General features: G+C 60.9%; 7 protein-coding genes. All 7 read right to left on the bottom strand.

Translation table 11 applies throughout. From position 1 onward, the window contains the following. The coding region (locus ACRAUW_RS14755; RefSeq protein WP_431362883.1) for a YhdP family protein at nt 1-3,737 on the bottom strand (3,737 nt) is incomplete at its 3' end. Continuing rightward, on the bottom strand, nt 3,738-5,207 hold the full coding sequence (rng, locus tag ACRAUW_RS14750) for a ribonuclease G (RefSeq protein ID WP_431362882.1): 1,470 nt from the start codon (nt 5,205-5,207) through the stop codon (nt 3,738-3,740). A gap of 93 nt (nt 5,208-5,300) precedes the next feature. Further along, the gene (locus ACRAUW_RS14745) at nt 5,301-5,888 is read right to left on the bottom strand and encodes a Maf family protein (RefSeq protein ID WP_431362881.1); all 588 of its coding nucleotides are present in this window, start codon (nt 5,886-5,888) and stop codon (nt 5,301-5,303) included. A gap of 2 nt (nt 5,889-5,890) precedes the next feature. Beyond that, a complete protein-coding gene (gene mreD, locus ACRAUW_RS14740) occupies nt 5,891-6,376 on the bottom strand; it encodes a rod shape-determining protein MreD (protein WP_431362880.1) in 486 nt (161 codons plus the stop codon). Further along, a complete protein-coding gene (mreC, locus tag ACRAUW_RS14735) occupies nt 6,376-7,266 on the bottom strand; it encodes a rod shape-determining protein MreC (protein WP_431362879.1) in 891 nt (296 codons plus the stop codon). Before mreC ends, mreD begins: the two co-directional genes overlap by 1 nt. A gap of 42 nt (nt 7,267-7,308) precedes the next feature. Further along, complete coding sequence (locus ACRAUW_RS14730) at nt 7,309-8,349, bottom strand: rod shape-determining protein (RefSeq protein ID WP_005340051.1); 1,041 nt, start codon at nt 8,347-8,349, stop codon at nt 7,309-7,311. Nucleotides 8,350-8,553: 204 nt separating this feature from the next. Beyond that, nucleotides 8,554-9,345 (bottom strand): DUF6701 domain-containing protein (locus ACRAUW_RS14725; RefSeq protein WP_431362878.1); only part of this gene is annotated, 792 nt, incomplete at its 5' end.

The raw sequence follows: 9,345 nt of genomic DNA, 5'->3' as shown, positions 1-9,345 counted from the left end.
TCGAGCGGGCCCGAGATGCGAAAATCGATGCGGGTCACCACATCCACCACCGGCTCCAGCAGTTTGGAGAGGGCCAGCACATAGAGACCCGTGACCGGCGTGATGGAAAAGGCCGCCACCACCGGCAGGGTGCCCCCCAGATTGGGGGAGAAGCTCAGATCAAAGTCGAGCCGCCAGCGCACCAGATCGGCGCTCCCCTCGCCGCGCAGGTTGCCTGCCGCCCCCTTCATATAGAAATCATCGTTGCTGACCTGCCCCTGCTTGATGGTGGCAGAGGCGGACATGGATTCGAAGTAGAAGCCCTTGTCGAACACATCGCGAAAATCGAGCCGCAACTTGCGCAGCAGGGAGTCGAGACTGAGCAAGGAGAGCAGTCGCGCCCCCTTGTCGTTGACCTCCCGCAGGGTGCCGCCCTCCAGCTGATAGTTGGCACTTCCCCCCAGAGTCGGCAGGCTCGGGCGATAGGGCACATCCTGCCAGTTCAGATCAAAAGCGAGGGAGCCGGGGGCATCGCCGATGGGCGAGGTGTAGCCGAGCCGCTTGAGCAGTAGCTCGCTGTTGTTGCTGGTCAGCTTGCCACGGGCGCGGGTTTCCATCCGGTTGCCATCGGCCAGCCAGTCGACACTGCCGGTGAACTGACTCCCCGCCAGCCGCATATCCAGCCCCTTGAGGGTCACCTTGTTGGCGCCGGGCACCAGCTCCCCTTTCACTTCGCCGAGCGGCAATGCGCCAAAGCGGCAATCGACGCAGCTGAAAGTCAGCCAAGGGATGGATGCCATGATGGCGTTGTCCTGCCTGGCATCGGGATCCGGGCTGAGATCCGAACTCTTGCCGGACCAGTAGATGCGGGCAAACTTGGCATCCACCGGGCGATTGGCTACTGCAGGCAGACGGATCACCCCCATCACGTCTGGGCTGTCGATCATCACCTCGGTCGCCTGACTGGTCGGCCCCACGGTGAAACGCGCCGCCTTGAGGGTGGCACTGCCGATATAGGCGCGAGCCAGCTGCCCATCCACCCACCACTCCTGCGGCAAGAAGGCCGGTCCAACCACCGCATTGCCGGTCTGGTTCTGCGCTGGCAGCCACTGCTTGAGTCGTGCCAGCCAGCCGCCCACGTCAGCCTCCTGCTGGTTGATGGCAAGCAGCATGGGGGCATCGCGCAGCACCCGGGCCCCCGGCTGACCCACATCAACCCGCACCCGGCTGAGATAAGGCACCCCTTCGCCGTAGACCAGTCGGGTCTGCATATCCACATCAGCCCCCAATACGGCGCGAATGTCAGCGCTGCCATCCCGGCCACGGGCGATCACCTTGAGCGGCAGCCGGCTGGCGCTGCTCTTGGCCAGCGGCAGCGGCAGATCCAGCCCCATCCCCTGCAAGTTGGAGTCGAGCGCCAGCTGGAAGCGCAGCGGCTTGCTCTCGGGCAAGGTCAACCCGAGCTTGCCGCCCCAGTTGCTGCGGCCGTTGAGGATGCCATATGAAGAGATGGTGGCGGGTTGGCGGCGGCTATCCCACAGCCCCTTGAAATCGAGGTCAACCTGATAGTGATCCGGATGCTGGCGCCCCTGATAATCGAGGGTCAGCGGCTGGTTCCACAGGCTCGCCTTGAGGTTGCTGAAGCGGGTCTGTTCGTTGTCATATTCGAGGCGCCCCTGCACCTTCTCCAGCGGCAGATCCAGACTGGCGACCCGCACCTTGTTGTTGCTGAAGGTGGCATCGCCGCTCGCCTTGACCTCGCTCTCGCCATCGAGAGGAATATCGAGCTTGACCGAACCGGCCATCGGGCCGCGGATCTCGATCTCCCGCAGCGCCTGACCTACCGAACTGCCCAGCGGGGAGTCCTGCAGGTAGTCGCTGATGGCCTTGCCTTCCCCCTGTACCTTGGCATCCACATAGAGGTGGGCGCCGGGGGAGAGATCCGGGATCCAGGCATGCACCGAGTCGGAGCTCGCCTTGCCGAGTTTGGTGGATCGGCTGCGCATATCGAGACCGGCATTCTGGAACAAGAGATCGATCTGCAGGTCGGTAAGCGGTTGCCAACCGGGGAAGAACTCGTAGGTGGCCTGCTCCAGCGGCACCGCCACCTGGAAGATGCCCTTGCCGTTGTCGTAGGGGAAATCCCGAAACTCTCCATACCAGAGCAGGTCGGCCCCCTTGGCCTTGCCTCCCTTGATGGCACCGCTCAGGTAATCCACCAGCCCCTTGTCCATCGCCTGCAGCGGGAAGTAGCGATCCGCATGGCCCGCATTCTTCACATCGATGCGACCAGTCAAGGCCAGGAAGGGGTGCACGAACAGATCGAGGCGGAAGCGGCTGGCCAGGGTAAGATCCGGGTTATCCAGCGCGATATCCTGCCCGTAGAGCACCCAGCCCTGTTCCTCGCGCCACCAGTCGAGGCGGGCCGAGAAGCTGTCGACCGGGATCGGCATCTTGAAGTGACGGGCGGGATCCACCTTGTCGTTCGCCAGCGCCAATCTGGCGCTACCGCCGGTCGGAGTAAGCCAGAACTCGCCGTTGAGATCCTGCATCCCGGGTATATCTTGCCAGGCCTTGAGGCGCACCTTGCTGAAGCGGCCACTGAGGGAGAGATCCTGCCAGTCGGCATTGGCCAGCAGCGTCAGCTCCTGCACCGAACCCTGCGGATTGGTCTGGCGCAGGGTCTCGCAGAGTGTGGGGTAGAGCGCCGAGACCAGCTGACTGATCTGGGTGATCTTGTCGAACTCTATGCTGGGCAGATAGCCCTGCACCCGATCCCCGATCCGCTCCAGTTGCAAGCGGCTCTGCAACCAGGGTTTGCCGTCCAGCTTGAAGGTGACGTTATGGCTGGCCAGTTGCCAGTCGGTGCCATCACGGCGCAGCTGGATCTTGCCACCATCGAGGCCGAAGCGATGCATCTCCCCTTTCTTGGGATCCTTCCAGATCAGGTAATTGTTGCCAAACGCCAGCAGGGTATTGCCCAGCTTGCCGCTGTCAAACTCGCTCCAGAGCTGGAAGTCGAGCTGACCGGCAACCTTGGGTTCGCCCGCATGGATCTTGGCCAGGGTCGGAGTGATATCGAGCTGGCGGGCCCCCAGATAGAGTTGCCCCTTGAGGCGATCGAGCCGGGCCGTCGGGGCGTCCACATCCAGAATCAGATCGAGGGTGCTCTCGCCCACCCCGTTGATGAGGTAAGCCTTGCCGACCCCCTGATGGCGCTTGCCACGGTTCTGCCAGCGCAGCTGGGCGATGTCGAGGGCACGCAGATCACCGAGGGAGGTGGTGACGCTGAGGCGGGTATTGTGCACATCGAAGGTGGAGAGCTGGGTCAGCAGAAAGCGCAGCAAGGCACCCTGCTGGGGATCGCCGGAGGGGCTGTCGTCAGCCGGTTGGCGCAAGTCGATGGTGATATCGCCATCGCTCAGGATCAGCTCGCCAAAGACCAGTTTGAGCTCGTTAATGGTGCGCCAGAAGTCGAGATGCACCCAGGCTTTGCCGAGCTGTACCGTAAAACGCCCCGAATCCGGGGCGATGGCAAGTTGCTGCAATTCGAGGGCGGGCCCGGACTGTGTCCAGTCCAGCCCCACTTGCTCCACGCTGATCTTGAGTTGTGAATCCCCCAGCAGAGCGTGGATCAGATTCTCCCGGTATTGATTCAGCAAAGGGCCCCCGACCCGTACCAGCGTGACCAGCATGGCCAGCAGTACGAACAGGACCCCCAGGGCCAACCAGCCCCGACTCAGCCAGCGATAGACCAATTACATCATCACCACGTCGAACTGCTCCTGACCACAGAGGGGCTCGCTCACCACCCGCACCTGCTTGCCAATGAACACTTCCAGCTCCGCCAGACTGTGGGACTCCTCGCCATGGAGGTAGTCGGCCACGGCCGGGGCCGCGTAGACGGTGAACTGATCCGCATCGTAGGCACGATTGACCCGAATGATCTCCCGCAGGATCTCGAAGCAGACCGACTCCACCGTCTTGACCCGACCACGCCCCTTGCACTCGGGGCACTCGGAGCAGAGCACATGCTCCAGACTCTCACGGGTGCGCTTGCGGGTCATCTCCACCAGACCGAGCTGGGAGAAGCCATTGACGTTGGTCTTGGCGCGATCCTTTGAGAGCGCCTGCTCCAGACTGTGCAGTACCCGGCGGCGGTGATCCTCCGACTGCATGTCGATGAAGTCGATGATGATGATGCCGCCAAGGTTGCGCAGGCGCAGATGGCGGGCGATGGCCGCCGTCGCCTCGATATTGGTGTTGAAGATGGTCTCTTCCAGATTGCGATGGCCGACAAAGGCGCCGGTGTTGATATCCACTGTGGTCATGGCTTCGGTCTGGTCGATGATGAGGTAGCCGCCGGATTTCAGCTCCACCTTGCGCTCCAACGCCCGCTGGATCTCGTTCTCCACGTCGTAGAGGTCGAAGATGGGCGACTCGCCGGAGTAGTACTCCAGCTTGCTGGCGAGCTCGGGCACATACTCGGTAGTAAAGTGCTTGAGCAGATCGAAACTCTGGCGTGAATCGACCCGGATCTTGTCGAGCTCGGAGCCGACAAAATCGCGTACCACCCGAAACGCCAGACTGGGATCCTCGTAGAGGATCTTGCAAGGCGGATACTTCTGCTTGCGCTCGAGGATCTTGCGCCACAGACGCTTCAGGAAGGCAGCATCCTGCTCCAGCTCCTGCTCCCCCACCCCTTCGGCGGCGGTACGGATGATGTAGCCACCCAGTTCATCCACATAACCGGCCACGGTACGCTTGAGGCGCTCGCGCTCGGCCTCGGACTCGATGCGCTGGGAGACGCCGACATGGGCACTGCCCGGCATAAAGACCAGATAGCGAGAGGGCAGGGTGATATCGGTAGTGAGACGGGCTCCCTTGGTACCCAGCGGATCTTTCACCACCTGCACCATGATGTCCTGCCCCTGACGCACCAGCTCGGCGATGTTGCCGACCTGGAACTGCTCCTTCTCCTTCACCGCCACACATTCGGTGTGTGGCACTATGTCGGAGGCATGGAGAAACGCAGCCTTGTCCATGCCGATATCGACGAATGCCGCCTGCATGCCGGGGAGTACCCGGCTGATCTTGCCTTTGTAGATATTGCCCACGATGCCGCGCTTGGCCTGACGCTCGACATGCACTTCCTGCAGCAGACCGTTTTCGACCAGGGCGACCCGGGTTTCGGAAGGGGTAACGTTAACCAGCAGTTCTACCGACATAAGTAACCTTGCCTGTTCCAGTTTTGAATTCTTATACAGCCAATCCGGTACAACGCGCACAAGGACGAACGCAGCAGCACAGCTGACGGGAAATTACCTGAGCTGTTCCAGATGATGCTTGATCAGCAGGTCTGTCTCCAACAGGGGCAGGCCGACCACGGCGCTATAGCTCCCCTCAATACGGCTGACAAACTTGCCCGCAATACCCTGAATACCATACGCCCCGGCCTTGTCACAGGGCTCGCCAGTCTGCCAGTAGGCCTCGATCTCGGCCTCGTCCAGCTTGCGAAACGCCACGTTGGTGGTGACCAGACGCACGTCACAACGATCCTTGCTGGCCAGCGCGACCGCCGTCATCACCTGATGCACCTTGCCGGAGAGGGACTCCAGCATATCTTTGGCATCCAGCAGATCGGACGGTTTCTCCAGCACCCGATCCCCCAGCACCACTATGGTGTCGGCACCCAGCACCGGCAACGCCGTCGGCGCACACGCCACGCCCGCCATCGCCTTGATTCGGGCGAGGCGACAGACATAATCCTGCGCCTTTTCACCCTCTTCCCGCTGCTCGGGCACATCCAGTTTCAGCACCTCGAAGCGGTAGCCAAGCTGGGTCAGCAGTTCACGGCGACGGGGAGAAGCCGAGGCGAGATAGAGTTGTGGTTCGTTGTTCTTGTTCATATTCACCTGATATTGAAACGGCGCCGCACCTTGCGCAGCACCAGAAACACCCAGGGCCATATTAACATTGTCGTCAATGTCGACCAAAAATAGGCGAAGTTTAGGCTGGCTTGGCTAAACAGGTGCTCGGCCCAGAATACCGTCATTTTTCCCACCAGCGAGAGGCCACCGATGATCAGGGCCTGCTGCCAGAGGGAGAAGTTGCGGATCTTCTGGAACTGGAAGGCCGCCAGATAGGTGGTGATGGCCATTGCCATCGCCCGCACACCGAGGGTGCTGCCAAGCAGCACATCCAGCAGCAGGCCGGCTACCCAGGCGGTGCCTACGTTGGTCCGGTGCGGCAAGGCCAGTGCCCAGTAGATGAGCACCATGGCCAGCCAGTCCGGACGGAAAGGGGCAAATTCAAAAGGAAGCGGCAGGATCGACAAGCTCAAGGCCAGCAGGATCGAGATCCAGATCCAGACCCTGCCGCTGGCGGGTTCTAGCATCAGTGGGTAGCTCCTGCGGCGGACGCAGCGGGAGCCGCCCGTTCGCCATCCTCATCATGTACTTCAGGCTTCTTGTCGGTCCACAGCAGCAGCAGATAACGCAGCCTGTCCAGCTCCACCAGCGGCTTGGCCTCGACCTGAGCGAAGGGCTTGCCCTCCACATACTCGGAGCGGGTCACAGTCGCCACCGGATAACCTTCCGGGAAGCGGCCACCCAGACCCGAGGTGACCAGCAGATCACCCACCTGAATATCGGTGTTGCGCGGCAGGTTGCGCAGCTCAAGCTTGTCGAGCTCACCACTGCCGGAGGCAATAGCACGCAAGTCGTTGCGCAGCACCCGCACCGGAATGCCGTGGCTGGAGTCGGTGATCAGCAGCACGCGACTGGTGGTGGAGCCCACGTGGAGCACCTGACCAATCACCCCCTGATCGTTGATCACCGCCTGACCGTTGTAGACCCCATCCAGCGCCCCCTTGTTGATCAGCACCTGATGGCTGAAGGGATCGGAATCCACCGACAGCAGCTCGGCTACCATCTTGCGAGACTCCTTGTGCACCGGCGAACCGAGCAGCTCACGCAGCCGCTGGTTCTCGTGCTCCAGCTGATCCATTTTGAGCAGACGGGCACGCAGGGTAAACAGCTGTTGCTCCTGCTGCTTGGTCTGCTCGATGAGATCGGCGCGGGTCTGCACCTGGGTCGACATGGTGTCGAGCAGGGTACCGGGCGCATTGGCCATGTATTGCAGGGGACTGACTAACGAACTGAGGTAGACGCGGACATGGGTAAACACACCGAAGCGGGAATCCGCGACGATGGCAGCGATGGAGATGATGACGGCGAGAAACAACCGTAACTGAAGCGAAGGGCCTCTACCAAAAATGGGTTTCATGGGTCGTCAAAAAAGAGCCGGCACGCTGGCCGGCTTTGGGTCTTATTCGTAGTGGAACAGATCGCCACCGTGCATATCGATCAGCTCCAGCGCCTTGCCGCCGCCACGGGCCACACAGGTGAGGGGATCTTCGGCCACGACGACAGGAATGCCGGTCTCTTCCATCAGCAGACGGTCGATATCTTTCAGCAGTGCGCCACCACCGGTCAGCACCATGCCGCGCTCGGAGATGTCGGAAGCCAGCTCGGGCGGAGACTGTTCCAGCGCCACCATCACGGCAGCCACGATACCGGACAACGGCTCTTGCAGCGCTTCCAGGATCTCGTTGGAGTTGAGAGTGAAGCTGCGCGGTACACCTTCAGCCAGGTTACGGCCACGCACTTCAATCTCGCGCACCTCTTCGCCCGGATAGGCGGAGCCGATCTCGTGCTTGATGCGCTCGGCAGTCGCTTCACCGATCAGGCTGCCGTAGTTGCGACGGACGTAGCTGATGATGGCTTCGTCAAACTTGTCGCCACCGATACGGACGGACTGGGAGTAGACCACACCGTTCAGGGAGATGATGGCCACTTCAGTGGTACCACCACCGATATCAACCACCATGGAACCGGTCGCTTCGGATACCGGCAGGCCGGCACCGATAGCAGCAGCCATAGGCTCGTCGATCAGGTAGACCTCGCGGGCACCGGCGCCCAGTGCGGACTCCTTGATGGCGCGACGCTCAACCTGGGTTGAACCGCACGGTACACACACCAGCACACGCGGGCTGGGGCGGAAATAGTTGTTGTCGTGAACCTGCTTGATGAAGTGCTGCAGCATCTTCTCGGTCACGTAGAAATCGGCGATCACGCCGTCTTTCATCGGGCGGATTGCGGAAATGTTGCCCGGGGTACGGCCCAGCATCTGCTTGGCGGCATGACCGACAGCAGCGACCGATTTGGCGTTCCCGCGCTCTTGGCGAATGGCGACAACTGAGGGTTCGTTAAGGACGATCCCTTGATCTTTTACATAGATCAGGGTGTTGGCAGTTCCCAAATCGATCGACAGATCGTTGGAAAAGACGCCTCTGAGCTTTTTGAACATGGCTACGGGAAATCCTAAGAATTTGGAGGTGCAGAAAACCGGCTAACTTTACCAATGCCCACCCCAATGGGCAAGCGCTCAAACTGTCGCCACTCAATCAGGCGCGACAAAAATGCAAGTCATCACTCACTCGCACACGCTTGCAAACACTAATAAACAAAGATTTAAGAGGGTTGAGCAGCTAACAACCCCCACATTGATGGTTCAGCGTAACAATTCGCGCCGGTAAATAATTTTGTCATTACCCCGGCTAGTGCCGAAAATGGCCTCCCCCTGCAAGCTGGTCGGGTCAGACAACCAAAGTGGCGATGATGGCTGTTTTGCCAAATCGACCTTGTAGGGGATCTTGACGTTGATATCCGGCTTGGCAAAGTGGAACAGGATCTCCCCATCTTTCGCCAGTGCAGCATCCCCACCCGGTGCCGAGCTACCCAACCCCAGCTTGATCTTGCGACCCGCCCCCAGATTCAGCTCGCGGGTCGCCGCATCAAAGGTGTGACTCTGATTGAGGAAAGTGAACCCCTGATTGGCCAAAGAGAGCTGGGAGCACTCATCTCGTCTGTTCCGCTGCCAGCTTCCGGCCACGTAGTACTGTAACTGCTGCGAGATCGCCAGCGCCGCAGAGGCTTGCCCCGTCACCGTTCCCGCCAGCAAGCGGCCAAAATAGAGCGCCATGGGTACCGGATCCATCAATCGGGCATTGCAGGCACTGCCGCGACAATCCCCCACCACGGCCTCATTAAAATCAGGGGAGGCGATCAGGGAACGCTCACCATCCTGGTCCCTGATGGCAAAGCCAAAGCGCATCGCCTCATAGGGGCCATCGGGCTGGGAATCCGCGAGGCGCACAAACTCACTGCTGCCACTGACCTCTGCCTCCCCCAGACGCCAGGGCAATGGCGACTGGGCACGCATCCTGTTGGTCAGTGATCGACCATCCTTGTTGTTGGCCGCACTGATAATGGCCCTCCCCTTGGCAAAGGGCCCCTGATAGTT

The sequence above is a fragment of the Aeromonas sp. genome (assembly GCF_050633025.1).
Taxonomy (GTDB): domain Bacteria; phylum Pseudomonadota; class Gammaproteobacteria; order Enterobacterales; family Aeromonadaceae; genus Aeromonas.
The sequence above is the reverse complement of the archived record's forward strand: the minus strand, read 5'-3'. Positions and strand labels throughout refer to the sequence as shown.

Coding starts and splice junctions, on each gene's coding strand:
- rng (WP_431362882.1), bottom strand. CDS start 5,207: ATGTCGGTAGAACTGCTGGTTAACGTTACCCCTTCCGAAACCCGGGTC.
- ACRAUW_RS14730 (WP_005340051.1), bottom strand. CDS start 8,349: ATGTTCAAAAAGCTCAGAGGCGTCTTTTCCAACGATCTGTCGATCGAT.
- mreD (WP_431362880.1), bottom strand. CDS start 6,376: ATGCTAGAACCCGCCAGCGGCAGGGTCTGGATCTGGATCTCGATCCTG.
- mreC (WP_431362879.1), bottom strand. CDS start 7,266: ATGAAACCCATTTTTGGTAGAGGCCCTTCGCTTCAGTTACGGTTGTTT.
- ACRAUW_RS14745 (WP_431362881.1), bottom strand. CDS start 5,888: ATGAACAAGAACAACGAACCACAACTCTATCTCGCCTCGGCTTCTCCC.